We start from the raw sequence: 24,093 nt of genomic DNA, 5'->3' as shown, positions 1-24,093 counted from the left end.
GACCCAGGCTGCGCGCAATCCTGTGGGAGCGCAGCCCGAAGGGCTGGGTGATTTCCTACAGGGATCGCGCTACGGCTTGCTTTCCTGTTACGAAAAAAAATTTCACAAACCGCTGGACCCCACCCCGTCATTTCGCCTATAAATCCGCCAAAGGAAATTTATATTCCTACCAAGAAAATACTCAGCACCACCTCCTTTCGCCCTTGTGCCAGCCCTGCCCCACTCTCCCCGTCACGAGGACACTTTCATGCACCCCGCTCCCGACCATTTCATCCTGCGCGTCAGCTGCCCGGCCGTGTCCGGCATCGTCGCCGCGGTGACCACCTACCTGGCCGAGCAAGGTTGCTACATCAGCGAAATGGCGCAGTTCGACGACGAGGACAACGGCCGCTTCTTCATGCGTGCAGTGTTCCGCTACAACACCGGCGTGAGCGGTGACACCGCGCAACTGGAAGCGGGTTTTGCCGACGTGGCCACGCGCTTTGACATGGACTGGAGCCTGCACAGCAGCGCCAAACCCATGCGCGTGCTGCTGATGGTGAGCAAGTTCGACCACTGCCTGAGCGACCTGTTGTACCGCCACGCCAAAGGCGAGCTGGACATGACCATCACCGCCGTGGTGTCCAACCACCTCGACCTGCGCGCCATGGCCGAGCGCCAGGGCATCCGCTTCGTCTACCTGCCGGTGAGCAAAGAGACCAAGGCCGAGCAGGAAGCGGCGCTGATGCGCATCGTCGAGGACACCGGCACCGAGCTGGTGGTGCTGGCGCGCTACATGCAGATCTTGTCCGACGACCTGTGTCGCCAGCTCAGCGGCAAGGCGATCAACATCCACCACTCGTTCCTGCCCGGCTTCAAGGGCGCCAAGCCCTACCACCAGGCCTACCAGCGTGGCGTGAAGCTGATCGGCGCCACCGCCCACTACGTCACCAGCGACCTCGACGAAGGCCCGATCATCGAGCAGGAAGTACAACGCGTGGACCACGCCTACGCCCCCGACGACCTGGTGGCCATCGGCCGCGACACCGAGACCATTGCCCTGTCCCGCGCGGTCAAGTACCACCTTGAGCACCGGGTGTTCCTCAACCACGACCGCACGGTGATCTTCAAATGAACGCCATCCCCAGCGTCAAGCTGATCGACGGCAAAGCCACCGCAGCGCGGGTGCTGGCCGAGGTGCGCGAGCAAGTCAGCAGCCTGCGCGACAACGGCCTGCAGCCAGGCCTGGCCGTGGTGCTGGTGGGCATGGATGCGGCCAGCCAGGTGTACGTGCGCAACAAGGTTTTGCGCGCCGAAGAGGTGGGCATTCGCTCGCTGGAACACCGCCTGCCGCCAGACACCACCCAGGCCCAGTTACTGACCCTGATCGAGCGCCTGAACCGCGACCCGGGCGTCAACGGCATCCTCGTGCAACTGCCACTGCCGGCGCACATCGACGAACACTGCGTGCTGCAAGCCATCGACCCACTGAAGGACGTCGACGGTTTCCACAGCCAGAACGTCGGCGGCCTGGCCCAGGGCCGCGACGTGCTCACCCCCTGCACCCCCAGCGGCTGCATGCGCCTGCTGCGCGACGCCTGTGGCGAGCTGCGCGGCAAGCACGCGGTGGTGGTAGGCCGCTCGAACATCGTCGGCAAACCCATGGCCGCCCTGCTGTTGCAGGCCGACTGCACAGTGACCGTGGTGCATTCGCGCAGCCGCGACTTGCAGGCGCTGTGCCGCCAGGCCGATATCGTCGTGGCGGCAGTCGGCAAGCCACGCCTGCTCGACGCCACCTGGCTCAAGCCCGGGGCGGTGGTGATCGATGTCGGCATCAACCGCATCGAGGAGCACGGGCGCAGCCGCCTGGTCGGCGACGTCGACTTTGCCGCCGCCCTGCCCCTGGTCAGCGCCATCACCCCGGTACCCGGCGGGGTCGGCCCGATGACCATCGCCTACCTGATGAAAAACACCCTGCTCGCCCTCGACCTGCAACAACAGGCCGCCCACCAGGAGCGCACCCCATGCCCTTCGCCCTGCTGAAACACGGCCTGAGCGCCGACTACCCGGTGGAAGTCGACCTGCCACCGCCCTGCGACCTCAAGCCACGCTACGACGTGGTGATCATCGGCGGCGGCGGCCACGGCGTGGCCATTGCCTACTACCTGGCCAAGTACCACGGCATCACCAATGTCGCCGTGCTGGAAAAGGCCTATTTAGGTGGCGGCAACACCGCACGCAACACTGCGGTGATCCGCTCCAACTACCTCACCAGCGAAGGTGTGCGCTTTTACGCCGAATCCGTGCGGATGTTCCAGAACCTGTCCAACGAGTTCGACTTCAACATCATGTACTCCGAGCGTGGCCAGCTGACCCTGGCCCACACCGACGCCACGGTGCGCGCCTTCCGCCAGCGCGCCGAGGTGAACAAGCACTTTGGCGGGCGCACCGAGATGATCGACCGCCAGCAGATCCGCGAGCTGGTGCCCAGCCTGAACCTTGACCCCGGCCACCTGCCGGTGCTGGCCGGGCTGTGGCACATCGACGGCGCCACCGCCCGCCATGACGCCGTGGCCTGGGGCTACGCCAAGCAGGCGGCCAAGCGCGGGGTGGAAATTCACCAACTGACCGAAGTGCAGGACCTGCTGATTCGCAATGGCCGCATCGAGGCGGTGAAGACCAACCGCGGCACCGTGCAGTGCGGCTGCGTGGTGCAGGCGGTGGCCGGCGCCAGCTCGCTGCTGCTGGCCAAGGCCGGCATCCGCGCGCCGATCCACACCTACCCGCTGCAAGCCATGGTCACCCAGCCGTTCAAGCCGTTTCTCGACCCGCTGGTGAGCTCTTCGGCGCTGCACTGCTACGTGCAGCAGACCAGCCGCGGCGAGATCGTCTTCGGCGGCGGCTCCGACCCCTACCCGCTGTACAACACCCGCTCCACCCTGGACCTCAAGGAGAGCCTGCTGGCCCACGCCATCGAGATGTTCCCGTTCATGGCCAACGCCAAGCTGATGCGCCAGTGGGCCGGCAGCACCGACATGACCCCCGACTACAGCCCGATCATGGGCCTGTCGCCGGTGGACAACTACTACCTCGACGCCGGCTGGGGCACCTGGGGCTTCAAGGCCACGCCGATCTGCGGCAAGACCATGGCTGAGCTTGTCGCCAGCGGCGGCAAGGTGCCTGAACTGATCGCCCCGTTCGCCCTGGAGCGCTTCAGCCGCTTCCAGCAGGTCAACGAAATGGGCGCCACTGCGGCCAGCCACTAAGGAGCACACCGATGAAGATCCTCACCTGCCCCTTGAACGGCCCGCGCAACATCAGCGAATTCACCTACGGCGGCGAGTTCAAGCCGATGCCCGACCCTGACAGCTGCAGCGACAGCGAGTGGGCCGACTACGTGTTCAACAGCGACAACCTGGCCGGGGTGGTCACCGAGTGGTGGCTGCACAACGCCTCCAGCTACTGGTTCCTGGCCGAGCGCCACACTGTCAGCGACCAGGTGCTGCGCACCTTCGACCCCAAAGAAGTGTTCGACCGCCGCGTCGACTTCACCCCCGCCGCCAGCCCGGAGATTGCCGGATGAACAGCCACACTCGCCTCCCCGCGCCCATGGGCCTGCTGATCGACCGCGAGAGCCCCTTGAGTTTCAGTTTCGATGGCAACCGCTACCAGGGTTTTGCCGGCGACAGCATCGCCAGCGCCCTGCTGGGTAACGGCCGCTGGCTGCTGTCGCGCTCGTTCAAGTACCACCGCCCGCGCGGCCCGCTGAGCCTGGCCGGGCAGGACGCCAACACCCTGGTGCAACTGCCCGACGAGCCCAACGTGCTGGCCGACCTGCACGCCGTCGAAGACGGCCAGGTGGTCGACGGGCAGAACTTCAACGGTAGCCTGGACAACGACCGCGACGCATATCTCGGCAAGTTCTCGCGCTTCATGCCGGTGGGCTTCTACTACCGCTCGTTCTACAAGCCCAAGGGCATGTGGAAGGTGTGGGAGCCGCTGATCCGCAAGAAGGCCGGCCTGGGCGTGCTGGACCAGACCTTCAAGCCGCAGTACTACGACAAGGCCTACCTGTTCGTCGATGTGGCGGTGATCGGCGCCGGCCCCGCCGGCCTGCGCGCCGCGCTGGATGCCGCCAACGCCGGGGCCAAGGTGCTGCTGGTGGAGCAGCAGCCAGTGCTGGGTGGTTCGCTCAACTACGCCCGCTTCGACATTGCCGGCAGCCGCGCCGCCAGCCTGCGCCACGAGCTGCTGGCCGCCGTCGACGGCCACCCGAACATCCAGGTGCTGTGCCAGGCCACCTGCAACGGCTGGTTCACCGACAACTACCTGCCGGTGATCCAGCACCAGCGCATGTACAAGGTGCGCGCCACCCGCTGCCTGGTGGCGGCGGGCTCGTTCGACCAGCCGGTGGTGTTTCGCAACAACGACCTGCCCGGGGTGATGCTGACCAGCGCCGCCCAGCGCCTGATGAAGCTGTATGCGGTCAAGCCCGGCCAGCGCGCCGTGCTGCTGACCGGCCACGATGACGGCTACCTGGCCGCCCTCGACCTGCAGGAGCAAGGCGTTACCGTCGCCGCCGTGGTCGACATGCGCGCCGCCAGCGCCGACCCGACGCTGACCGCCGAGCTCAAGCGCCGCGACATCCCCGTGCACCTGGGCAGCACCGTGTACGAGGCCCTGCACGAAAGCGGCATGCGCCATGTGAGCGGCGCCGACATTCGCCCGATCACAGGCCAAGGCAAGGTCGGCCCGCACGGCCTGCGGGTCAGTTGCGACCTGTTGTGCATGTCGGCCGGCTACATGCCGGTGTACCAGTTGCTGTGCCAGGCTGGCGGCAAGCTGGCCTATGAAGTGAACCGCGACGAGTTCGCCATCAGCGGCCTGCCCGCCGGGCTGGATATCGCCGGCTCCGTCAACGGCCGCCACCTGCTCGACAACGTACTCAACGACGCCACCCGCGCCGCCGCCGAAGCGCTGGCTGCGCTGGGCCTGGCCGCCCCGGCCCTGGGCGCCTTCGGCCCCGAGGCCAAGGTCAACTTCCCGTGGCCGATCTTCCCCCACCCCAAGGGCAAGGATTTCGTCGACTTCGATGAAGACCTGCAGGTGCGCGATATCGTCAACGCCACCCGCAGCGGCTACCGCGACATACAGCTGGTCAAGCGCTTCTCCACCGTCGGCATGGGCCCTTCGCAAGGCCGCCACTCGGCGCTGCCCACCGCGCGCCTGGTGGCCCAGGCAACCGGGCGCAGCATCAGCGAAACCGGCGTGACCACCGCGCGCCCACCGTTCCAGGCCGAGAAACTGGCCCATGTGGCCGGCCGCGCCTTCGACCCGTACCGACAAACACCGATGCACCGCCGCCATGTGCAGGCCGGCGCCAAGATGATGCCGGCCGGCATCTGGCAGCGCCCGGCTTACTACGGCAAGCCCGGCGAGCGTGACGCCTGCATGCAGGCCGAGGCGCGCCAGGTGCGCGAGAAGGTCGGCCTGATCGACGTGTCCACCCTCGGTGGCCTGGATGTGCGCGGCGCGGATGCCGCCGAGCTGCTGGAGCGCCTGTACACCTTCGGCTTTGCCAAGCTGGCGGTCGGCCGCACCCGCTACGCGCTGATGACCAACGAGCATGGCGTGGTGATCGACGATGGCGTCTGCGCACGCTTGGCTGCGCAGCATTTCTACGTCACCGCCACCACCAGCGGCGTCGAGCGTATCTACCAGCAGATGCTCAAGTGGAACGCCCAGTGGCGCCTGGACGTGGACATCACCAACGTCACCGCCGCCCTGGCTGCGGTGAACCTGGCCGGCCCCTTGTCGCGCCAGGTGCTGGCCAAGGTGTGCGACGACGTCGAGCTGTCGGCTGCGGCCTTCCCCTACCTGGGCGCGCGCCTGGGCACGGTGGCCGGCATCCCGGCGCGCATCATGCGCGTCGGTTTCGTCGGTGAACTGGGTTACGAGGTGCACGTACCGGCGCGTTACGCCGAGCGCCTGTGGGATGCGCTGATGCAGGCCGGCGCCGGCGAAGGCATCCGCCCGTTCGGCGTCGAGACCCAGCGCCTGCTGCGCCTGGAAAAAGGCCACGTGATCATCAGCCAGGACACCGACGGCATGACCCACCCCGGCGAGATCGACATGCAGTGGGCGATCGGCCGCAAGAAGCCGTTCTTCGTCGGCAAGCGCACCCTCGAGGTGCTCGAGGCCCAGCCACTCAAGCGCAAGCTGGTCGGCTTCACCCTGCCCAAGGGCGCCAGCCTGCCGCTGGAAGGCCACCTGGTGCTGGACGGACCCGATATCAGCGGCAACGTCACCTCGTGCGAGTACTCGCAAACCCTCGGCCGCATCATCGGCCTGGCCTACGCCGGTGCCGGCCAGGCCACCCCCGGCATGCACATCCCGATTCGCGTGGAGGGCGGCGAGATCGTCCAGGCGCAGGTGGTGCAGTTGCCGTTCTACGACCCCGAAAATACCCGTCAGGAGGTGTGAGTGATGACCAGTCTGTTAAAAGCCGATGGCTTTGATGAGCGCAGCCCCCGGGCCGTGCTGATGCAGCCCTGCACCCTCACCGACCTGACTGCCGTGGCCCGGGCAGGCTTTCGCGGCGCCGACAGCGCCGCTTACTTGCAGGCCCGCGGCTACCGCCTGCCGGCGCAGCCCAACCAGGCCGAACGCCAGGGCGACGGCGCCTGGGTGGCGCGGCTGTCGCAGACCGAGTACCTGCTGCTCGGCGCCCTCGCCGACCACGGCGCGCCGGTGGCGGCGCTGGAAGCGCAATGGGTGCTGGATGACCGCGCGCGCAACTACCTGCTGCCGCGCCAGGACAGCCACGCCTGGCTGCAACTGGCCGGCGAGCAGGCCAGTGCGGTGATGGCCAAGCTGTGCGGGGTGGACTTGCGCGAAGGTGCGTTCGCCGTAGGCAGCGTGGCGCAAACCTCAGCGGCGCGGATCAATGTGATCGTGGTGAATACCGGTGGGGCGTTGCAATTGCTGTTCGATCGGCCGTCGCTGGATTACTTCCTGGGGGCTGTCGAGGATGCGATGGCCGAGTTCGAGGGGGTGGTCGAAGTGCTCTCCTTGTAGGAGCCGGCTTGCCGGCTCCTATGGAACAAATCACAACTCGTTGATTTAACGAAGATTCTGTGGGAGCGGCTTCAGCCGCGAACACCGGCGAAGCCGGTGCCATCTAGCGCGGCGCCTGCTTCGCGGCTAAAGCCGCTCCCACAGGGATTGCATAAGCTTCAGGCCTGTGCCGTACCTGTAGGAGCCGGCTTGCCGGCGATGAGGCCGGAACAGGTTCACACCCTGCGTGACGCAGCCTCGTAGACTTCATCATCACGCCGAGCACCGATGCACAACACCAGCACAATCACCGTGCCATCGATACGGTAGACGATCCGCACATCCCCGGTGCGGATCCGCCGATAACCTGCCAGCACCCCGTGCAAAGGCTTGCCGATCCTGTCCGGCTCGCCTTCGGCGATACGCTCACGGATTACCTTCAGCACCCGCCTCGCTTCAGCCTTGCCCAACTGCTTGAGGTCCAGCTCGACTTCGTGGTGAAAACGAACGCTCCAGTTCATGGGCTATTGCCTATTTGAAGCGAGCCTCCATGTCCTCGAGGCTCACGGTGTTCTGTTCGTCCAGGCTGGACAGACGCTCGATGGCCAGCAGCTCGGCACGCAGGTCTTCGAGTTCGTCGCGCATCGCCTGGAAGGCGTCGACGCCAACCAATACGGCTGCTGGCTCGTTGTCCTTGAAAATCACCAGGTGCGACTGCTCGCCACTGGTCACTTCCTTTAATTTCGCGCTGAAACTGCGGACCATCGCGGTTGCCGAAACAGCCTGCTCAGCCCGGTCAAGAAGTGCGCTCATGGGGTTGTTCCTCGTTGTTGCAATCTGCCGGAGCAGGTCGCATACCGTTGCAGACGGTTGAAGTATAGGCAACCAAATACACAAAACAATACATATTATTTTGTGATCCAAGAGCCACAGCGTAAACCTGTAGGAGCCGGCTTGCCGGCGATAGGGCCCTCAACCACATCACAGCTTTCGGATTGCGCTTGCAGGCCCGGCCTCATCGCCGGCAAGCCGGCTCCTACAGGTACAGCGCCAGCCCCTGCTCTTCATCCTCCAGCAGCGATCTCATTCCACATAACGCACCCACAGATACTGCCGCCCATCGATAGCCTCGGCAAACACCGCAGCCAGCGCCTCGCGCTGCTCATTGGCAACGTTGTACAGCGCGCACAAATCCTGCGCCACTGCTTGCGCCACCTGCGCATTCGCAGGCTCCGCGCGCAAAAAGCCCAGATACGCCGCCCCCACTCCGATCAGCTCGTAACCCTGTGCCAGCGCCAGGTGCCGCGCAACGGCGTAGTTCTGCGCAGGGTCAAGGTCGCTGGTGAAGTAACCATTGGGGAACGCCGCCAACGCATCACGGCCCTGGGTAACCGGTACTATCAGCGCAGACATGGGCTGGTCGAGCAGGGTTACCGGGCGCGCCTGATAGTCCACCCACTCCTGCAATGCCGGCTCATCCAACACCAGCCCGTGGGCGCAGGCGTCTGCAAACGTAGCCGGCGCTACCAACGCCAGGAAGTTGCGCAGGCAAATGCCGAACTCGGGTTTGGTGTTCAGGTATCCGAGGTATTCGCCGTCCTCAAAGCACTCAGCCGGCAAGGCGGCGATTTCTTCGTCGGTGGCGGTATCCAGGGCGAGATTGTTGCGTGCGTGGCCCGAGGTGTAACGGGCCTGGTGGCGGTCATCGAGGGTGAACAAAGGCCGGCAGCCGGGGTGCTTGGCGGCAAGGGTGTGATAGGCGTCGTTGAGCTCGGTGAAGCTGGCGATGGCGCTGATGTGGTACTCGTCGCACAAGCCGCCGCTGGGGTTGTCACGTTGGTCGTTGCCGCGAAACTCGATATCCATGGGGCTTGCCTGTCCTTGTTCGGTGCTTGATCAATGCGCAGGAGTGGCGCTCACGCCGATCTCATCCATGAAACCATCCAGAAACACCTGCAACCGCCCATGCCGTTGCGCCGCCAGGCGCGCACCTTCGCCCGTCTTGAAGCCTTCGGCCAGCGTCAGCAACTTGGTGTGGAAGTGTTCGATGGCGAATGCGTTGTCTTGGTACGCCCGGCCCTCGGCGGTGGGGTTTTCGGCGTCGTACAGCGCCCGCCCCATGCGCCCGGACACATAGAAACAGCGGGCCACGCCGACCATGCCGATGGCGTCCAGCCGGTCGCTGTCCTGCAGAATTCTCGCCTCCAGCGTCAGCGGCTCGATGCCCGCAGAAAAGCTGTGGGCCTGCACTGCGTGGGCTACCTGCTCAACGCGCGCGGTCGGCCAGCCCAACCCGGCGAGGATTCCGCCCGCCCGCTCAGCCGACAGCGTCGAGGCCTGGGCGCGCAAGGGTGAATCTTTCTCCACCGCTACGCAATCGTGCAGCACGGTGGCGGCCAGCAGCACTTCGAGGTCGCCGCCTTCCACGGCCTGGATGCGCCGGGCATTGGCCCAGACCCGCCGGATGTGCGACAGGTCGTGGGAGCCGTCCGTGTTGCCTGCAGGCAAGCAGGCCAGCAGTTCACCGGCCAACTGCGCGAAAGGCTGGAACAGCGCGCCGGGCATGGCCTCAGCCCTCGGCAGGCGCGGTTGCCTGAGCGGCGGCTTCGTCAGCCAGGCGCTGGCGCTCGGCCTTGCAGATGTACTTGTCCTTGCTCTTGGGGGCCAACTTGGCGCTGGCTTTCTTGGCGTGGGCCTTGAGCAACTGGTTGATCTTCTTGCGACGGTTCATGGGGCGGGGTTCCTTCAGGCGGGTCGGGGCGCACGATACAGCAAGCACGGACGTGTTGCATGGCGCCAGCCGCGCCGCTGATCACCTGTAGGCGCTGGCTTGCCAGCGATAGGGCCGGGCTTGCAAAGCACCATGCTGAATCTGCGCCGTGGCTGACGGCCGCATCGCCGGCAAGCCGGCTCCTACAGGGCTGCGCCATGCCCCTCAGTAGAAGTCGTAGTAGATCGCCCACTGCCCCGTACCCGGGTGCTTCCAGAACATCAGGCTGCCACCGTGTACCACGTTGAGATTGATCTTGGGGTCCGAGGAAATCTGCAAGACAAACTCGAAACCGTCACCGACATGCACGCCCGCCTGGCAATAAGACGGGTAGCCGCCAATCTTGTGCTCGTGGCAATGGGTGATCAGGTCGTAGTAACTGTCCAGGCTGCCTGCCTCTTCCAAGGCATGCACAGCCTCCTCTACATCAAGTGGAATACCGCCGTCCTCCCACAAGGGGTAGTCCTCGGCCAGCTCCTCGGCCTTGAGCGGGAACGCTTTGAGGAAGGAGCCAGGCACCGCCAGCTCCTTACGTACCAGCACCTCATTCAAGCCGTACTCACGGATCAGCCAGTTGTCGCCCATGGGTTCGAACGCGTCGGGAAACGCCCGGCTGATGAACAGAGTCAGCACGCGGGTGCCTGCCAGCGCCGGGCTGGCATGCGGCAGGCCCGACAGAAAGAACTGGGCGTAGGGCAGCATCTGCTCGCCTGCGCTGTTTAACGGGATGCCTTCATCGGGCCGAAACAGGAACACCCGCCCCAGCCAGCTTTCGTCGTCGGTGTGGGCGGGACGAAAGCCGCCAGCGATCAGGCGGGTGGCCGGGCGGGCCAGGCGCTGTTTGATGGTTTCGGTATCCATGCGGGTACGGCATTCCTTACAGATTGGGCGGATGTTCAATGATTGGCTGGCGGCCTCATCGCCGGCAAGCCGGCTCCTACAGGGGGTTCGTTCAGTCGACGGGCACCTGCATCCCGGTCTTCACATTGCTCATCGACACCAGCGTCTTGAAGCGCTTCACATTGTTGCTTTCGAAAAACAGCTCGCGGGTCAGCTCGGTGTACTGCCCCATGTCGCGCACCAGCATGATCAGCACGAAGTCGCACTCGCCGGCCACGTAGTAGCACTGCTGCACCTGCGGGCAGGCCATGAAGGTGCGTTTCATGGCATCGAGCAAGTCCAGGCGTTCGCTCTCCACCTCCACCTCGGTGATGACGGTGAGGGTGTAGCCCAGCGGCACCGGGTCGACCTGGGCCACGGTGCGCTGGATCACGCCGTCGCTGGCGAGCTTTTTCAGGCGGCGGTTGACGGCGGCGCTGGACAGATTCACCTCGGCGCCGAGGTCGATCTGCGAGGTGGTGGCATCGCGTTGCACGGCGTCGAGCAGTGCGCGGTCGAAGGGGTCGAGGGGCATGGGGTGGGCTCTTGGGTTGGGGTTTGCGGCCAATCGCCGGCAAGCCGGCTCCTACAGAGGCTGCGTGACAGCGTTGGTTAGTGAAATGAAATTACGCTTTCACCCTAAAAATCAAGATTCCAATACGCAGCAGGCGAATACTATTTCTCTCCATCGCCCCTTTGCCCCGGAGAACCCCATGCCCGCACTGCACCTCAACGGCCCCAGGCTGCTGGAGCAGATTCACACCCTGGGCCAGATCGGCGCCGACCCGGTAAACGGTGGCCGCACCCGCATCGCCCTGACCGACGCCGAAAAAGCCGGCCGCGATCAGTTGGTGGCGTGGATGCACGAGCTGGAACTGGACGTACAGGTCGACCGCATCGGCAACATTTTCGGCACCCTGCATGTACCCGGTGATGCCGCGCCATTGATGATGGGTTCGCACATCGACAGCGTCACCAATGCCGGCGCCCTCGACGGCTGCTACGGCGTGCTGGCGGGCCTGGCCGTACAGCGCGCCTACCGCGAGGCGGGCGTGCTGCCGGCGCGCTCGATCTGCGTGGCGGCGTTCACCAACGAGGAAGGCGTGCGCTACCAGCCGGACATGATGGGCTCGCTGGTGCATGCCGGCGGACTGGATGTGCAGCAGGCACTGGATACCCTCGGCACCGACGGCACCCGCCTGGGTGACGAACTGCGCCGTATCGGCTATGCCGGTGAGCTTGAGCCGGGCACCATCGTGCCCCATGAATACCTGGAGTTGCATATCGAGCAGGGCCCGATCCTCGAGGCCGAAGGCCTGCAGATTGGCGTGGTGGAAAACCTGCAGGGGATTTCCTGGCAGCAGGTGACGGTCAAGGGCAACGCCAACCATGCCGGCACCACCCCTACCCGCCTGCGCCATGACGCAGGCTACGTGGCCAGCGCCGTGGTCAGCGAGCTGCGCCGCTTCGCCAAGGCCAGCGGCAGCACCCTGGCCACGGTCGGCTGCATGACCTTCGAGCCCAACGTGATCAACGTGATCCCGCGCCGCGCCAGCTTCACCGTCGATTTGCGCGACCCCAGCGAGCACAAGCTGCAACAGGCCGAGGCGCACCTGGCACAACTGCTGCGCCAGCTGGCAGAAGAGGAAGGCGTCAGCGTCGACACCGAACAGCTGGTGCGCTTCGAGCCGGTGCAGTTCGATGCAGCGCTGGCCGACCAGATCCAGGCCTGCGCCGAGCGCCGGGGCCTGAGCTACCGGCGCATGACCTCCGGCGCCGGCCACGATGCGCAGATGATCGCGCGCATCGCCCCGGCAGCGATGATCTTCGTGCCCAGCCGTGGCGGCATCAGCCACAACCCCCGCGAGCACACCGATGACGGGCAGTTGCTCGAAGGTGCGCAAGTGCTGCTGGAGGTGGTGGCGCGGCGGTTGGATAAACACCGCTAGCCGGCCCTGTAGGAGCGGCCTTGTGCCGCGATGGGGCGCGAAGCGGCCCCAAGGTCTCAGCCCCCTGCGAAATTGCCGGGGCTGCTACGCAGCCCATTCGCGACACAAGGCCGCTCCTACACAGAACCATTGAACCAAACACATTGGCGCCCGCCCTCCCCGGCGGCACGCCCGCGCTTTGCCTTCGAAAAAGGAGCCACCCCATGCTGTACGCCAACCCCAACGCCACTCGCCAGCCCTACCCCGCCGCTCTGCGCGAGGTGATGAGCATCGCCAGCGCCGCTGAAAGCCGCCAGTGGCTTGCCCACTGGCCGCAACTGCGCGCCGCCGGCACCCCGCTGTACAGCCTGCCGGACCTGGCAGCCGAGCTGGGCATCGGCCAGTTGCTGGTCAAGGACGAGTCGGTGCGCTCGCCACTGGGCAGCTTCAAGGCCCTGGGTGCACCCATCGCCCTGGTGCGCCTGATCCTGCGCAGCTTCCCCCAACACGGTTTCAGCGCCGCTGGGCTGTTCGCCGGCCAGCACGCCGCACAACTGGCCGGTTTCAGCGTGATCAGCGCCACCGACGGCAACCACGGCAAGGCCCTGGCCGCCGCCGCGCAAAGCATCGGCTGCCGCTGCGTGATCGTGCTGCACGCCAACGTCAGCCTCGAGCGCGAGCAGGCCATCGCGGCCTATGGCGCACAGATCGTGCGCATTCGCGGCAACTACGACGAGTCGGTGGCCCACGCCGCCGCCCTGGCCGAGGCCAACGACTGGCTGGTGGTGTCCGACACCTCCTACGACGGCTACGAAACCATCCCGCGCGATGTGATGCAGGGCTACGGCACCATTGCCGCCGAAGTACTCGAGGCCAATGCCCAGCCGTTCACCCATGTGTTCCTGCAAGGCGGCGTGGGCGGCCTGGCGGCGGGTATTGCCAGCTACCTGTGGGAGCAGGCCGGCGAGCAGCGCCCGGTGTTGGTCATGGTCGAGCCCGAGCAAGCCGACTGTTTGTACCAGAGCGCCATCGCCGGCAAGGCGGCCACCGCCACCGGTTCGGTGGACTCGGTAATGGCCGGGCTTGCCTGCGGTGAAACCTCGCCGCTGGCCTGGCGCTTTTTGCAGCCGAGCGTGGACTTTTTCATGACCATCCATGACTACGAGGCGGTCGATGCCATGCGCCGGCTGGCCCGCGGCAGCGAGCGGGATATTCCGCTGGTGGCCGGCGAGTCGGCGGTGGCCGGGCTGGCGGGGCTGGCGCGGTTGATGGGCTCGCCGGAGCTGGCGGCCCAGGCCGGGCTGGATGGCCAGTCGCGGGTGCTGCTGATCAGCACCGAGGGGGCCACGGCGCCAGGGGTGTATGCCGAGCTGGTGGATGAGAGCGCCGAGTCGGTGCTGCAGCGCCAGCAGACCTGGGGGTGATGCAGCGCCTGTACCGGCCCCATCGCCGGCAAGCCGGCTCCTACAGGCGATCGCGTTTCTCTGTAGGAGCAGGCTTGCCTGCGATGGGGCCGGTACAGGCAAACCCGTAGTTGATTCGTCGGCGCTGGCGGCCCTATCGCCGGCAAGCCGGCTCCTACAGGGGGCTGCCACGCAGGCCCTCGCTCCACACAACAAGAACAACGGAGACACCCCATGCAGACAACCCAACGCAGCATCGGCCCCTGGTCGCTGATGCTCACCGGCCTCGGCTCGATCATCGGCTCCGGCTGGCTGTTCGGCGCCTGGCACGCCTCGGCCATTGCCGGGCCTGCGGCCATTCTGGCCTGGATCATCGGCGCCGTGGTGGTGCTGGCCATCGCCCTGACCTACGCCGAAATGGGCGCGATGTTCCCCGAGTCCGGCGGCATGGTGCGCTATGCGCGCTATTCCCACGGCGCCCTGGTGGGTTTCATGGCCGCCTGGGCCAACTGGATCTCGATCGTCTCGGTGATCCCCATCGAGGCCATCGCCTCGGTGCAGTACATGGCCTCCTGGCCCTACCCCTGGGCCCGCGCCATGGTCGCGGGCGGCGAGCTCACCACTCACGGCCTGTGGGCCAGTGCCGCACTGGTGCTGGTGTACTTCGGCCTTAACTACTGGGGGGTGAAGCTGTTTGTCAGGACCAACACCGCCATCACCACCTTCAAACTGGTGGTACCGGTGCTGACCGGGGTGGCGCTGGTGTGGGCCAGCTTCAACCCGCAGAACTTCGGCGACGGCACGGCGGCAGGCTTTGCCCCCTACGGCTGGTCGGCGGTGTTCACTGCGGTGGCCGCCAGCGGCATCGTGTTCAGCTTCAACGGCTTCCAGAGCCCGGTGAGCCTGGCCGGGGAAACCCGCAACCCGGGGCGCAGCATCCCCTTCGCGCTGGTCGGCTCGGTGCTGATCGCGCTGGTGGTGTACGTGCTGCTGCAGGTGGCGTTCATTGGCGCAGTAAGCCCTGCGAGCATCGCCGGCGGCTGGCACACCCTGCACTTCGATTCGCCCCTGGCGCAGTTGGCCCTGGCGCTTAACCTCAACTGGCTGGCCATGCTGCTGTACCTGGATGCCTTCGTCAGCCCCTCGGGCACCGGCTCCATCTACACCGCCACCACCGCGCGGATGATCCACGCCATGCAGCGCAACAACACCATGCCCCGGGTGTTCGGCCAGTTGCACCCGTTGTACGGCGTGCCGCGCCCGGCGATGTGGTTCAACCTCGGCGTGTCGTTTGTGTTCCTGTTCTTCTTCCGCGGCTGGGGCACCTTGGCGGCGGTGATTTCGGTGGCGGTGGTGATCTCGTTCCTGACCGGCCCGGTGAGCTTGATGGCGCTGCGCCAGAGCGCCGCCGACGTGCCTCGGCCACTGCGCCTGAAGGGCATGCCGGTGGTGGCACCGTTCGCCTTCGTGTGCGCATCGCTGGTGTTGTACTGGGCGCGCTGGCCACTGACCGGGCAGGTGATTCTGCTGGTGGTGGGGGCCTTGCCGATCTTCTTCTATTACCAGGCCAAACAGGGTTGGCAGGGCTTTGGCCGCGACCTGCGGGCGGCGGCCTGGTTCATCGGCTACCTGCCGGCGATGGCGCTGCTGTCGTACCTGGGCAGCGAAGCGTTCGGCGGTATCGGGGTGCTCGGCGAGGGCTGGGACATGCTGGCCGTGGCGCTGGTGGCGCTGGGGTTCTACCACTTCGGCGTACGCAGTGGGTACCGCACCCGGTACCTGGCCGAGAGCGTGGTGTGGCGGCAGGAAACAAGCCAGCACGACAGCACTGAACCCATGCCGGCAACGCCTGCCCAGAGCTGAAACACAAAACCTGTGGGAGCGGGTTCACCCGCGAAGGCGATGCCGGCCTCACTGCCGCCTTCGCGGGTAAACCCGCTCCCACAGGGTACGCATTCCAATCTGCAAGCCCACAGGAACCAACGGCATGTCCACACCTTCACTGCAACAGCAACTCACCACCTGGCGCCACAGCTTCCACCGCCACCCGGAAACCGGCTTCGAGGAGTTCGCCACCGCCGCCGAGGTGGCGCGCATCCTGCGCAGCCTGGGCCTTGAAGTGCATGAAGGCATCGGCGGCACGGGCCTGGTGGCCAGCCTCACGGTAGGCGACGGCCCCGGCTGCATCGGCCTGCGCGCCGACATGGACGCGCTGAACATCCACGAACAGGCCGGGCAGCGTGCCCATGCCTCCTGCACCCCGGGCAAGATGCACGCCTGCGGCCACGACGGCCATATGGCCATGGTGCTGGGCGCCGCCAAACTGCTATGCGAGCGGCGCGACTTCAACGGCACCGTGCGTTTTATCTTCCAGCCCGCCGAAGAACATGGCCGCGGCGCCAAGGCGATGATGGCCGACGGTTTGTTCCAGCGCTTCCCGGTGGACGCGCTGTACGGTGCCCACAACATGCCCGGCATGCCCGCCGGGCATATCGCCACGCGCAGCGGCGGCATCATGGCCAGCGAAGACAACTTCGTCATCCATATCCACGGCCGTGGCACCCATGCAGCACGCCCGCACATGGGCATCGACCCGCTGGTGATTGGCGCCGAGATCGTCCTGGCCCTGCAAACCGTGGTGGCGCGCAACGTCGACCCAAGCCTGCCGGCGGTGGTGTCGTGCACCGAGTTCCTCACCGACGGTATCCGCAACGCCATCCCCACCCACGTCACCCTCAAGGGCGACACCCGCAGCTACCACCCGGCAGTCCAGCAGTTGCTGGCGCAACGCATGGAGCAGATCTGCCAGGGCATCTGCGCAGCCCATGGCGCGACCTGCAGCTTCGAGTACAGCCACGAGTTCGCCCCCACGGTGAACTGGCCGGCGAACACCGCCATTGCCGTGCAGGCCGCGCGCAACGTGGTGGGCGAGGCGGCAGTGGATGCCGAGGTGCAGCCGATGATGATCTCCGAAGACTTCGGCGCGTTCCTCCAGCAGGTGCCGGGCAACTTCGTGTTCATCGGCAACGGCGCCGCCGGCGAGGACGGCGCGGTGCCGCTGCACAACGCCAGCTACGACTTCAACGACCGCATTCTGCAAACCGGTGCTCGTTACTTCGCTGAACTGGCGCGGGTTTCGCTGCCACGCTGAGCCCCTTGGCTGCGCGGTGCAACGCCGCGCAGCCAGCTTGCTGTGAACGCTCGTCATACCTGCTGTGCCGCCCTGCCCCCTAATCCCCCTCGCCGTTGCCCCTTAACGTAGTCAACCAAGGCCCGTAGATGGCCCATGACAACAACAAGCGTGCAACCGAGGTACAAGCCGATGCGTGGCGATCAAGACAAGACAAACAACAAGCTGGGGACTGGCTTGAAAGGCAGGCAGGTCACGATGATCTCGATTGGCGGCGTGATCGGCGCCGGCCTGTTCGTGGGTTCGAGCAATGCCATTGCCGCCGCAGGGCCGGCGGTGCTGGTGGCCTATGTGATCGCTGCGGCGATCGTGGTGCTGGTGATGCAGATGCTCGGTGAAATGGCCACGGCGCGGCCGGACACCGGCTCGTTCTCCTCCTACGCCGACCAGGCCATCGGCCGCTGGGCCGGGTTTTCCATCGGCTGGCTGTACTGGTGGTTCTACGTGCTGGTGATCGCCATCGAAGCGATCGTGGCCGGCAACATCCTCGGCGACTGGCTGGGCCTGCCGCACGCGCTCACGGCGTTCGCCATCACCCTGGTGCTGATTGGCTGCAACAGCTTGAGCGTCGGCTCGTTCGGCACCCTGGAATACTGGCTGTCGCTGTTCAAGGTGGTGGCCATCGTCAGCTTCATCGTGCTGGGGGGGCTGGCGATTTTCGGCCTGATGCCCGGCTCGTCAGTCAGCGGCGTGGCCAACCTGTGGGCCAACGGCGGCTTTGCCCCCAAGGGCAACGTGGCCATCGTCGCCGCGCTGCTGACGGCGATGTTCAGCTTCCAGGGCAGCGAGGTGGTGACCATCGCGGCAGCCGAATCGCGCAACCCCAAGGCCAACATCAAGAAGGCCATTCGTGCGGTGGTATGGCGCCTGGGCCTGTTCTACCTCGGCTCGATGTTCGTGGTGGTGTGCCTGATCCCGTGGAACGCCCCAGGGCTGGCGCAGGGTTCGTACCAGGCGGTGCTGAACGCGATGAACATCCCCTGGGCGCCGGGCATCATGAGCATCGTGGTGCTGGTGGCAGTGACCAGCTGCCTGAACTCGGCAATCTACACCGCCTCGCGCATGGCCTGGTCGCTGGCGCGGCGTGGCGATGCGCCGGCGGCGGTGGCGCGCACCACCGGCCAGGGCGTGCCCGTGCTTGCGGTCGGCCTGACCTCGCTGGCCGCCCTGGCGGCGCTGGCAGCCAACTACCTGCTGCCGGCCCAGGTGTTCCAGTTTTTGCTGGCCACCAGCGGCGCGCTGGCCCTGCTGATGTACCTGGTGATCGCCGTCACCCAGTTGTGCATGCGGCGCAAGCTGGTGGCGCTGGGCCGGCCGCTGGAGGTGCGCATGTGGCTGTTCCCCTGGCTGACCCTGCTGACCATCGCCTTCATTGCCGGCGTGTTCGTGGTCATGGCGGCGTTCCCCGGGCAACGTGCCGAGCTGCTCAGCACCCTGGGGCTGACCGCCGCGCTGGTGGCCATCGGCAGTTACCTGCAGATACGTCAGCCAGCGCTGTCGGCCCAACGCAGCGCGCTGCACTTCGATGATCTGCCTGCGCCCAACGCCTGAGCCCGTTACCTCGTGCGCTGCCGAATGCGGTTTGCCGGCAGCGCCCTTTACCCGCCCGTTGTGCCGTGACCGCAGGTCACAGCCGCTGTGCCGGACGTGCTCTTTTTTACCCGATTTCGCAGCCCTAACCTGACTGCACCCCGGCCCTCACAGGCCGGGCAATCCAAGAAACTACATGTGGAATTTCCAATGACCGTAGCCTCGAACGTAGCCGCCAAGCCTGACGAACTGGCCATCCCCTACCAACTGCCGCAAGTGCCGTTCATGTCCCCCGACATGGTCCACCCGGGCGTGCTCGACAAATGGCTCGAAGACGACCAGCTGTGGGTCCCGGTGACCGCCTCGGTGTCGTTCAAGCCGCTGCTGCTGAGCGTGTCCGGCGGCTACTACATCAACCTGCTGCGGGTGCGCCAGAGCGGCGTGCTGTCGCGCCACCGCCACACCGGCGGGGTGCATGCGCTGGTGCTCAAGGGCCGCTGGTACTACCTGGAACACGACTGGATCGCCGAGCAAGGCTCGTTCGCCTACGAGCCGCCAGGCGAAACCCACACCTTGTTCGTGCCCGAAGACGTCGAAGAGATGATCACCTGGTTCCACGTGCAGGGCGGCTATACCTACGTTGACCCGCAAGGGGTGGCGGTGGGTTACGAGGACGTGTTCACCAAGCTGGAAACCGCCCGCGCCCACTACAAGGCCCTGGGCCTGCCGGACGACTACATCGAGCAGTTCATCCGCTGACTGAACCTGCCCGGCGCGCCTGCGGGCCGCGGGTTGCCACCCCCACGCCGCACTGCCAGCATGGCGCTGAACAACGGAGGCCTGCCATGGACAACTACTCGCAACTGCTGGCCTTTCTCGGCGCCGCCGAGCACGGCAACTTCTCTGCCGCGGCACGCGCCTGCGGCCTGACCCCGTCGGCCATCAGCAAGCTGATCTCGCGCCTGGAGGACCGCCTGCAGGTGCGCCTGTTCCAGCGCGGCACCCGCAGCCTGACCCTGACCGAAGAAGGCGCCGCCTACCTGGTCAGCGCCCGCGCGGTAAGCGATGCCATGGCCGAGGCCGACTCGCTGGCCGAAGCCTTCCCCACCCGGGTCAGCGGCACCTTGCGGGTGCACACCATGACCACCTTCGCCAAGCACCAGATCATCCCCTGGTTGCCGGAGTTCCTGGCCGCCTACCCGGGGCTGACCGTGGACATTCAGGTGGGCGCGCAGTTTATCGACCAGTTCGACCAGGGGCTGGATGTGGCCATCCACAGCGGCGTGCTGCCCGACTCCTCGCGCATCGCCCGCAAGATCGGCCAGAGCCGCTGGGTGATCTGCGCATCGCCCACCTACCTCGCGCGCTGCGGCACGCCCACGCAACCGGCGCAACTGCTGGAGCACACCTGCTTTTCGTTCGGCTTCAGCAGCGTGTGGAACACCTGGGGCTTTCGCGTCGAGGGCCAGGCCATCACCGTACCGGTGGTGCCCAAGGCCACCTTCGCCCAGGGTGACCTGCTGCGCGACCTGGCCCTGGGCGGGGCCGGCATCGTGCGCCTGGCCGAGTTCCATGTTGGCCAGGACATCCAGGAAGGCCGCCTGGTGGCGCTGCTCGAAGCCCAGGCGCAGGACAGCACCGAACCGATCTACATGATCTACACCAATCGCAAGCACCTCAGCCCGAGAATCCGTGCGTTTCGCGACTTCCTCGAACAGAAGCTCGCCGGCAGCCCATGGAACACCCGCTGAGGCACCACGACACAGAGGTCCACATGCGCAACCTTGTAGGCGACGTTTCCAGCGCCGCCCGTATTCTGCCACCGCTCGACGGCCAGGCCCTGTTCATCCGCAACGGCAAGGGCGCCCACCTGTGGGACGACCGCGGCCAGCGCTACATCGACACGGCCCTGGGCTTTGGCGCGGTGCTGCTGGGCCATGCCGATGGCCAGGTGAATGCCCGGGTCGCCGAGGCCCTGGGCGACTCCGCCTCGCCCTCCTGGGCGCATGTGCGCGAGCATGCCGCCGCCAGTGCACTGGCCGCCCATACCGGCGCCATGAGCAAGGTGATCTTCACCAACTCGGGCAGCGAAGCAGTGCACCTGGCCTGCCGCGCCGCCCGCGCCTATACCGGGCGCGGGCGCATCGCCAAGATGGCGGCGGGCTTCGACGGCTGGTTCGACGATGTCAGCTTCGGCAATGTCGGCTCGCCCCAGGCCGCCTTCGCCGACGGCCAGCGCCCGGCCACCGCGCGCACCACCCTGCTGCGCTTCAATGACTTCGAGGATGTCGAGCGGTTGTTCGCCGAAGATTCGGACATTGCTGCGGTGATCCTCGAGCCGATGCTGGCCAACGCCGGCTGCATCATGGCCGCACCCGGTTACCTTGAGCATGTGCAGGCCGTGGCCCGTCGCCATGGCGCGCTGCTGATCGCCGACGAGGTGCTGATGGGCTTTCGCCTGTACCCGGGGCTTGCCAGCCTGCAGGCCGGGCTGGACCCGGACATCGCCAGCGTCGGCAAGGCCATCGGCAACGGCGTGCCGGTGTCGGCCATCGTCGGCAAGCCCCATGTGCTGGCAGGCTTCGAGGAGGGCCGGGTACTGCGCGGCGGCACCTTCAGCGGCAACCCGCTGGCCTGCGCCGCGGTGCTGGCAACGCTGGAGCAACTGGACCAGGCCGACTACGGTGCGCTGATCGCCCGTGGCGACGAACTGCGCCGGGCTGTGCAGGCCGCTTTCAAGCGCGAAGGCATCACCGTCAGCACCAGTGGCTATGGCAACGTGTTCGCTATCTGGCCGTCGGAACGTGCGCCGGCCACCTACGCCGAAGCGCTGGCGTTCGGTGATGCCGCGTTCAGCCAGGCGCTGCACCTGGCGCTGCGCGCTGCAGGGGTGCTGGTGATGCCGTCGCAGTATGGGCGGCTGTACCTGTCGTTCGAGCATGATGATGCGGTGGTCGGGCAGATGAAGCAGGCGTTCGAGCAAGTGGCGCGGGCGATGGCCCGGCCATAGCGCACCCCCTTGTAGGAGCCGGCTTGCCGGCGATGAGGCCAGGCCTGCTGAAATGCCGCTGGCCACAAGGACGCCATCGCCGGCAAGCCGGCTCCTACAGGGTGCAGGCAAAATGCTATCCTGCGTGCTTTGAACCAGAGCACGAAGGACGCCACGCATCATGGACCGACCCTACAACGCCCCGCCCGCCGCCGCCCCCCAACGCAGCTACATCGTCCGCCACTGGCGCGGCGAGCTGTCCCTGGCGCGCACCTTCCTGCTCAACGGCGTTGCCCTCTGCCTGTTGTTCATCGTCGTGACCAGCCCGCTGCAGGCGCTCATGCTCGACGCCTCCGACCCCATGACAGCAGGCCTCATCGGGCTGCTGATCATCTGCGCAGGCCTGGTGCTGGTCATCTGGCAACTGGTCGGCCTGTGGCGCTCTGCCAGGCGCCAGGGCGGGCTTGCCGGGGTAGTGGTGCCGTTGCTGATCGTCGCGGTACTGGCGCATTTCGCCTACCCCTTCGGCAAAGGTTTCGTCAGCGGGTTCAGCAAGAGTTTCAGCGAGCAGTTCGAGCGCAGCTCGGCAGATTGATTTACAGGCTGGCCCGCTATCGCACGGGGCGCGCAGCTCTGCGATCATGGGCGGCCAACGCCGCCCAACGAGAACCAGCGCCATGCTCACGGTCCAGGACCTTATCGCCATCGACCTGCTCAAGCTGCAGCCGGTGGCCGGCCTTTGCGGCACCGGCCGGCTGATCACCTGGGCCCACGCCGTCGACCTGCCCGACCCGTGGCGCTGGGTGTCGCCGGGCGACCTGGTGATGACCACCGGGGTGGGGCTGCCGGCTGACCCGCTTGAACAGGTGGCGTGGCTGGAGCAACTGGTGCAGAGCAACCCCAGCGCCCTGGTAGTGGCCCCGCGCGCTGATGCCCCGGCGCTGTCCCAAGCCCTTCTGGACGCGGCCGAGCGCCTGATGTTCCCGGTGTTGCAGGCGAGCTTCGAGCTGGAGTTCGTCAAGCTGTCGCACTATGTGATCGAGAGCGTGCTGCAGGCCCAGCGCGAGCGCTTCAATGCCAGCGAGCGGTTATTCCAGACTTACGCCGATGCGCTGCGCAAGGCGCCGGACATGGCTGGCCGGCTGGCGATCCTGGCTGACACCCTGGGGCTGGAGCTGGCCATCGAGGACGCCGTCAGTGGCGCGCCGATGGTCGCCAGCCACCTTGGCCAGCACAGTGAGCAGGTCGAGCGCATTCCCATCGGCGGGCGCACCCGGGCCAACCTGGCGATGGGCCGGCGGGCTCAGCGTTCGCCGGATGACTCGATTCTGGTACGTTCGCTGGTGGGGTTGCTGGGGGTGGAGCTTGAGCGTTTGATGATTCACCGCGACCAGCAGCGCGAGGAAGGCGCGGCGCTGCTGCGCAGCCTGCTGCACAGCGAGACCGAGTTCGCCCTGGCCCGGCCGCTGCTGGAGCGCCGCGGCTTGACGGGCAGTTTGGTGAGCCTGGCGATCCGCCCGGGTGACGACGGGCCATGGAGCGCCGACGCCGTGCACCAGGCCCCTGCCCTGCACGGCGCCTGCCCGTTACTGCTGGCCGACAACGGTTTGCTGCTGGCGATCAGCCGGGATGACGCGCAGGCCTTCGAGGCGCTGCGGGCGAGCCTGGGCAGCGGCACGCTGATCGGGGTCAGCGGGGCCATCGCCACGGCCACCGGGTTTCGCGAGAGTGCGCGGCAGGCGCGGCTGGCCCTGGCCCAGGCAGTTGAGTTGGGCGCTGCGGTGCTGCGTTATGGCGAGGCCGAGACGGGGTTGATCATGGCGCCCAAGTCGCTGGCCGAGGCGCGGGCTTTGGTTGGGCGCTACCTTGGGCCGTTGATCGAGCATGATCGGAGCCAGGGGGCTGCCTTGCTGGGGACGCTGATGACCTTTCTCGATAACGACGGGAACTGGAAGGCCACGGCGCTGGACCTTGGGATTCATCGGCAGACGCTGGTGTATCGGTTGAAGCTGGTGGAGCAGCTGACGGGGATCAAGCCCACTACTACCCAGGGGATTGCGCGGTTTTGGATTGCCATACAGGCGGGGCGTAATACGGAGTTGATTGGGGGGTGATTTTTTGGGGTTCGGGGCCTGATGGTGATTGCTTTTGGAGATGTATGCGCATTCATTGACGATGGCGGCTTTTCGTCACCTTTGCGCCCTTACGGACATCCATTTCAAGGTGTTGGTGTCAGGGCTGACAGGTGCTCGCCGAAGGTTCGCGCCAGGGCCTCCAGGTGCTCGCCACAACCCTTGCAGCGCCTATGAGATCGAGCGCCGCCCGCGCGGCGCATCGCGACACAAGGCCGCTCCTACATCTGTTTCGGG

23 protein-coding genes are annotated in these 24,093 nt (G+C 66.4%); 16 read left to right on the top strand and 7 right to left on the bottom strand.

The annotated features are described in order from the left end of the window. The first annotated feature begins 247 nt into the window (after positions 1-247). The 6 genes from purU to ACI2KK_RS18460 are packed head-to-tail and all read left to right on the top strand — an operon-like array spanning position 248 to position 7,056. Positions 248-1,114 carry a formyltetrahydrofolate deformylase gene (purU, locus tag ACI2KK_RS18485; RefSeq protein ID WP_404670015.1) on the top strand — a complete coding sequence of 289 codons (867 nt, stop codon included), beginning with the start codon at positions 248-250 and terminating at the stop codon, positions 1,112-1,114. After that, positions 1,111-2,022, top strand: a complete 912-nt coding sequence (folD, locus tag ACI2KK_RS18480; RefSeq protein ID WP_404670014.1) for a bifunctional methylenetetrahydrofolate dehydrogenase/methenyltetrahydrofolate cyclohydrolase FolD — start codon at positions 1,111-1,113, stop codon at positions 2,020-2,022. Before purU ends, folD begins: the two co-directional genes overlap by 4 nt. Next, complete coding sequence (locus tag ACI2KK_RS18475) at positions 2,004-3,245, top strand: FAD-dependent oxidoreductase (RefSeq protein ID WP_404670013.1); 1,242 nt, start codon at positions 2,004-2,006, stop codon at positions 3,243-3,245. The genes folD and ACI2KK_RS18475 overlap by 19 nt, the downstream gene beginning before the upstream one ends. A gap of 11 nt (positions 3,246-3,256) precedes the next feature. Then, positions 3,257-3,562, top strand: a complete 306-nt coding sequence (locus ACI2KK_RS18470; protein ID WP_404670012.1) for a sarcosine oxidase subunit delta — start codon at positions 3,257-3,259, stop codon at positions 3,560-3,562. Continuing rightward, positions 3,559-6,462 (top strand): 2Fe-2S iron-sulfur cluster-binding protein, encoded by a 2,904-nt coding sequence (locus ACI2KK_RS18465; protein ID WP_404670011.1) that lies wholly within the window; start codon positions 3,559-3,561, stop codon positions 6,460-6,462. The genes ACI2KK_RS18470 and ACI2KK_RS18465 overlap by 4 nt, the downstream gene beginning before the upstream one ends. A 3-nt stretch (positions 6,463-6,465) precedes the next feature. Further along, positions 6,466-7,056 (top strand): sarcosine oxidase subunit gamma, encoded by a 591-nt coding sequence (locus ACI2KK_RS18460; protein WP_404670010.1) that lies wholly within the window; start codon positions 6,466-6,468, stop codon positions 7,054-7,056. 215 nt (positions 7,057-7,271) lie between these two features. Here ACI2KK_RS18460 and ACI2KK_RS18455 read toward each other — a convergent pair whose 3' ends face one another. From ACI2KK_RS18455 to ACI2KK_RS18425, 7 genes are all read right to left on the bottom strand, one after another. Then, complete coding sequence (locus ACI2KK_RS18455; protein ID WP_404670009.1) at positions 7,272-7,556, bottom strand: type II toxin-antitoxin system RelE/ParE family toxin; 285 nt, start codon at positions 7,554-7,556, stop codon at positions 7,272-7,274. Between the two features lie 10 nt (positions 7,557-7,566). Next, a complete protein-coding gene (locus ACI2KK_RS18450) occupies positions 7,567-7,800 on the bottom strand; it encodes a type II toxin-antitoxin system Phd/YefM family antitoxin (RefSeq protein WP_404670071.1) in 234 nt (77 codons plus the stop codon). 318 nt (positions 7,801-8,118) lie between these two features. Continuing rightward, positions 8,119-8,901, bottom strand: coding sequence for a hypothetical protein (locus ACI2KK_RS18445; RefSeq protein ID WP_404670008.1), 783 nt, complete (start codon positions 8,899-8,901; stop codon positions 8,119-8,121). A gap of 30 nt (positions 8,902-8,931) precedes the next feature. Then, positions 8,932-9,600, bottom strand: coding sequence for an HD domain-containing protein (locus ACI2KK_RS18440; RefSeq protein ID WP_404670007.1), 669 nt, complete (start codon positions 9,598-9,600; stop codon positions 8,932-8,934). Positions 9,601-9,604: 4 nt separating this feature from the next. Further along, the gene (locus ACI2KK_RS18435) at positions 9,605-9,766 is read right to left on the bottom strand and encodes a DUF2986 domain-containing protein (protein WP_369987041.1); all 162 of its coding nucleotides are present in this window, start codon (positions 9,764-9,766) and stop codon (positions 9,605-9,607) included. A gap of 204 nt (positions 9,767-9,970) precedes the next feature. Next, positions 9,971-10,666, bottom strand: a complete 696-nt coding sequence (locus ACI2KK_RS18430; RefSeq protein WP_404670006.1) for a hypothetical protein — start codon at positions 10,664-10,666, stop codon at positions 9,971-9,973. Between the two features lie 91 nt (positions 10,667-10,757). Next, positions 10,758-11,219 (bottom strand): Lrp/AsnC family transcriptional regulator, encoded by a 462-nt coding sequence (locus ACI2KK_RS18425; protein ID WP_369987043.1) that lies wholly within the window; start codon positions 11,217-11,219, stop codon positions 10,758-10,760. Positions 11,220-11,397: 178 nt separating this feature from the next. On the opposite strand from ACI2KK_RS18425, the gene ACI2KK_RS18420 reads away from it, so the two are divergent. From ACI2KK_RS18420 to ACI2KK_RS18375, 10 genes are all read left to right on the top strand, one after another. Next, positions 11,398-12,633 carry a Zn-dependent hydrolase gene (locus tag ACI2KK_RS18420; protein WP_404670005.1) on the top strand — a complete coding sequence of 412 codons (1,236 nt, stop codon included), beginning with the start codon at positions 11,398-11,400 and terminating at the stop codon, positions 12,631-12,633. 203 nt (positions 12,634-12,836) lie between these two features. Then, a complete protein-coding gene (locus ACI2KK_RS18415) occupies positions 12,837-14,036 on the top strand; it encodes a diaminopropionate ammonia-lyase (RefSeq protein ID WP_404670004.1) in 1,200 nt (399 codons plus the stop codon). A 213-nt stretch (positions 14,037-14,249) separates the two neighbouring features. Then, positions 14,250-15,878: an APC family permease gene (locus ACI2KK_RS18410; protein ID WP_404670003.1), complete on the top strand. Its 1,629-nt coding sequence runs from the start codon at positions 14,250-14,252 to the stop codon at positions 15,876-15,878. Positions 15,879-16,002: 124 nt separating this feature from the next. Next, positions 16,003-17,166, top strand: coding sequence for a M20 aminoacylase family protein (locus ACI2KK_RS18405; RefSeq protein ID WP_404670002.1), 1,164 nt, complete (start codon positions 16,003-16,005; stop codon positions 17,164-17,166). Between the two features lie 171 nt (positions 17,167-17,337). Then, positions 17,338-18,756 (top strand): amino acid permease, encoded by a 1,419-nt coding sequence (locus ACI2KK_RS18400; protein ID WP_404670001.1) that lies wholly within the window; start codon positions 17,338-17,340, stop codon positions 18,754-18,756. 189 nt (positions 18,757-18,945) lie between these two features. Continuing rightward, the gene (locus ACI2KK_RS18395; protein WP_404670000.1) at positions 18,946-19,494 is read left to right on the top strand and encodes a 2,4'-dihydroxyacetophenone dioxygenase family protein; all 549 of its coding nucleotides are present in this window, start codon (positions 18,946-18,948) and stop codon (positions 19,492-19,494) included. A gap of 86 nt (positions 19,495-19,580) precedes the next feature. Then, positions 19,581-20,486, top strand: coding sequence for a LysR family transcriptional regulator (locus tag ACI2KK_RS18390; protein WP_404669999.1), 906 nt, complete (start codon positions 19,581-19,583; stop codon positions 20,484-20,486). 23 nt (positions 20,487-20,509) lie between these two features. Further along, positions 20,510-21,745: an aspartate aminotransferase family protein gene (locus ACI2KK_RS18385; RefSeq protein ID WP_404669998.1), complete on the top strand. Its 1,236-nt coding sequence runs from the start codon at positions 20,510-20,512 to the stop codon at positions 21,743-21,745. Between the two features lie 160 nt (positions 21,746-21,905). Further along, positions 21,906-22,319, top strand: a complete 414-nt coding sequence (locus tag ACI2KK_RS18380; protein WP_404669997.1) for a hypothetical protein — start codon at positions 21,906-21,908, stop codon at positions 22,317-22,319. 82 nt (positions 22,320-22,401) lie between these two features. Then, positions 22,402-23,838, top strand: a complete 1,437-nt coding sequence (locus ACI2KK_RS18375) for a PucR family transcriptional regulator (protein ID WP_404669996.1) — start codon at positions 22,402-22,404, stop codon at positions 23,836-23,838. Positions 23,839-24,093: the final 255 nt, after the last annotated feature.

It is taken from the genome of Pseudomonas sp. NPDC089406, from assembly GCF_044900265.1.
Classification (GTDB): domain Bacteria; phylum Pseudomonadota; class Gammaproteobacteria; order Pseudomonadales; family Pseudomonadaceae; genus Aquipseudomonas; species Aquipseudomonas fakonensis.
Note: the sequence above shows the minus strand (reverse complement) of the source record. Positions and strands in the feature narration are given on the sequence as shown.

What these genes read in the sequence shown, in the direction of transcription:
- purU (WP_404670015.1), top strand. Translation starts at nt 248, where the DNA reads ATGCACCCCGCTCCCGACCATTTCATCCTGCGCGTCAGCTGCCCGGCC.
- folD (WP_404670014.1), top strand. Translation starts at nt 1,111, where the DNA reads ATGAACGCCATCCCCAGCGTCAAGCTGATCGACGGCAAAGCCACCGCA.
- ACI2KK_RS18475 (WP_404670013.1), top strand. Translation starts at nt 2,004, where the DNA reads ATGCCCTTCGCCCTGCTGAAACACGGCCTGAGCGCCGACTACCCGGTG.
- ACI2KK_RS18470 (WP_404670012.1), top strand. Translation starts at nt 3,257, where the DNA reads ATGAAGATCCTCACCTGCCCCTTGAACGGCCCGCGCAACATCAGCGAA.
- ACI2KK_RS18465 (WP_404670011.1), top strand. Translation starts at nt 3,559, where the DNA reads ATGAACAGCCACACTCGCCTCCCCGCGCCCATGGGCCTGCTGATCGAC.
- ACI2KK_RS18460 (WP_404670010.1), top strand. Translation starts at nt 6,466, where the DNA reads ATGACCAGTCTGTTAAAAGCCGATGGCTTTGATGAGCGCAGCCCCCGG.
- ACI2KK_RS18455 (WP_404670009.1), bottom strand. Translation starts at nt 7,556, where the DNA reads ATGAACTGGAGCGTTCGTTTTCACCACGAAGTCGAGCTGGACCTCAAG.
- ACI2KK_RS18450 (WP_404670071.1), bottom strand. Translation starts at nt 7,800, where the DNA reads ATGGTCCGCAGTTTCAGCGCGAAATTAAAGGAAGTGACCAGTGGCGAG.
- ACI2KK_RS18445 (WP_404670008.1), bottom strand. Translation starts at nt 8,901, where the DNA reads ATGGATATCGAGTTTCGCGGCAACGACCAACGTGACAACCCCAGCGGC.
- ACI2KK_RS18440 (WP_404670007.1), bottom strand. Translation starts at nt 9,600, where the DNA reads ATGCCCGGCGCGCTGTTCCAGCCTTTCGCGCAGTTGGCCGGTGAACTG.
- ACI2KK_RS18435 (WP_369987041.1), bottom strand. Translation starts at nt 9,766, where the DNA reads ATGAACCGTCGCAAGAAGATCAACCAGTTGCTCAAGGCCCACGCCAAG.
- ACI2KK_RS18430 (WP_404670006.1), bottom strand. Translation starts at nt 10,666, where the DNA reads ATGGATACCGAAACCATCAAACAGCGCCTGGCCCGCCCGGCCACCCGC.
- ACI2KK_RS18425 (WP_369987043.1), bottom strand. Translation starts at nt 11,219, where the DNA reads ATGCCCCTCGACCCCTTCGACCGCGCACTGCTCGACGCCGTGCAACGC.
- ACI2KK_RS18420 (WP_404670005.1), top strand. Translation starts at nt 11,398, where the DNA reads ATGCCCGCACTGCACCTCAACGGCCCCAGGCTGCTGGAGCAGATTCAC.
- ACI2KK_RS18415 (WP_404670004.1), top strand. Translation starts at nt 12,837, where the DNA reads ATGCTGTACGCCAACCCCAACGCCACTCGCCAGCCCTACCCCGCCGCT.
- ACI2KK_RS18410 (WP_404670003.1), top strand. Translation starts at nt 14,250, where the DNA reads ATGCAGACAACCCAACGCAGCATCGGCCCCTGGTCGCTGATGCTCACC.
- ACI2KK_RS18405 (WP_404670002.1), top strand. Translation starts at nt 16,003, where the DNA reads ATGTCCACACCTTCACTGCAACAGCAACTCACCACCTGGCGCCACAGC.
- ACI2KK_RS18400 (WP_404670001.1), top strand. Translation starts at nt 17,338, where the DNA reads ATGCGTGGCGATCAAGACAAGACAAACAACAAGCTGGGGACTGGCTTG.
- ACI2KK_RS18395 (WP_404670000.1), top strand. Translation starts at nt 18,946, where the DNA reads ATGACCGTAGCCTCGAACGTAGCCGCCAAGCCTGACGAACTGGCCATC.
- ACI2KK_RS18390 (WP_404669999.1), top strand. Translation starts at nt 19,581, where the DNA reads ATGGACAACTACTCGCAACTGCTGGCCTTTCTCGGCGCCGCCGAGCAC.
- ACI2KK_RS18385 (WP_404669998.1), top strand. Translation starts at nt 20,510, where the DNA reads ATGCGCAACCTTGTAGGCGACGTTTCCAGCGCCGCCCGTATTCTGCCA.
- ACI2KK_RS18380 (WP_404669997.1), top strand. Translation starts at nt 21,906, where the DNA reads ATGGACCGACCCTACAACGCCCCGCCCGCCGCCGCCCCCCAACGCAGC.
- ACI2KK_RS18375 (WP_404669996.1), top strand. Translation starts at nt 22,402, where the DNA reads ATGCTCACGGTCCAGGACCTTATCGCCATCGACCTGCTCAAGCTGCAG.